The sequence below is a fragment of the Bartonella queenslandensis AUST/NH15 genome (genome assembly GCF_000312585.1).
Taxonomy (GTDB): domain Bacteria; phylum Pseudomonadota; class Alphaproteobacteria; order Rhizobiales; family Rhizobiaceae; genus Bartonella; species Bartonella queenslandensis_A.
This window is the reverse complement of record NZ_HE997983.1, coordinates 3,472-4,770: the sequence shown is the minus strand read 5'-3', so window position 1 is coordinate 4,770 and position 1,299 is coordinate 3,472. Positions and strand designations below refer to the sequence as shown.

2 pseudogenes are annotated in these 1,299 nt (G+C 41.5%); both read right to left on the bottom strand.

The features are described from left to right. Positions 1-986 (bottom strand): annotated as a pseudogene (locus BN338_RS12030) (hypothetical protein); the annotation flags it as partial. A 108-nt stretch (positions 987-1,094) separates the two neighbouring features. Continuing rightward, positions 1,095-1,299, bottom strand: a pseudogene (locus BN338_RS02015) (hypothetical protein); the annotation flags it as partial.

The window sequence follows — 1,299 nt, the reverse complement described above, 5'->3', positions numbered from 1 at the left end:
ACTCCTCCCCTGATAGATTCAAGATGATTTTTCAAACGTGATGCTGGTGTATTCCACAAATGCTGTAAAAATTGACCAATTGGACCAGTAGCTAACTTAGGGTTTGTCTTAAGTATATTAATTGCTTCATTTATCGTATATGCTGTACTCTCTCTCATAATTTTGGCATCTACTATTTGTAATTTTTTTAACTGCTCACGCTTTTGCATATCTTCATATGCTTTACCACCTTCAACCGTAATATATCTATATCCACCTGGTGCATTCGGATCTTCCACAAGCATCCTACCGTCACTGGTAAATTCGGGATTCCTATTTCCACCGTTGTTCTTTTGTACAAAAAACGCATTCAACGCATCTTTATTTCCAGCCATGAGCCGCGCTTCTTCTTCGCTATAGCCTTTGGACTTTAGATACTCGACGGTTTGATTAACTTGTTCTCTTTGTTTATTCCCTTCACTAAGCTTCGTAACACCATGTGCAAGAGTATCCCACCCTGAACCACCTGCTGGTGCTGCCGCCATACCAGAAACAAGATCTTGAAGGCTTTTATAAAAATCTGATTGTACAAATTTCTCAAAACCACTGCGATTATCTACCGGTGGCTGTATCTGCTCCCGTACTGGTGCCTGTGGCTGTGATATGGAGGTTGTATCTACCTTCGGTTTAAGACTTTGTAGATCAAAATCTTGCACATTCACAAGAGGAGAAAGATTATCTATACCAATCGGTATTTGTGCTCCAGGAACAGTGTAGGAGAGTGGCTTCTTTTCACGTTCCACAGCATAAGGATTAATAGTGGCTGAATCAGCAGGAAGAAAAGACCCCATAGAAGCGAAATTAGCATGAGGAGTAACACTGATAACAGGAGAGCCTGTGGATAACGGCATCAATTCAGAGGCTTGCTTTAAGGCACGCCTATATTTCCTATCTTCAAAATATCCCTGCGGACTCAGTGGACCAATAGGTGCTGAAATAAAAACCACGGACTTTTCCTTTCCTATATACTTAATTTTTTATCTAAAAATGTACTCATGCTACTTCGCCTAGTGCAGATGACCCTTCTACTGCCGCGGCGGCACCTGCCGGACCACCTAATTTGAAAACGGAATCTTTTTTGCTCCCTCAAGTCCCAGAGCAGCTATAATCATTGCATTTCTCCATGGATCATTGCCTGGCATCTTAGATTCTGACACATTATTCATCGTCGTTCCGTAATTTCTTGCAAAACCATGACCGGCGTTCATAAGCATATTCAACCTATTCCAGCTGCTATTATCTTGTTCCATCCAACGTTCT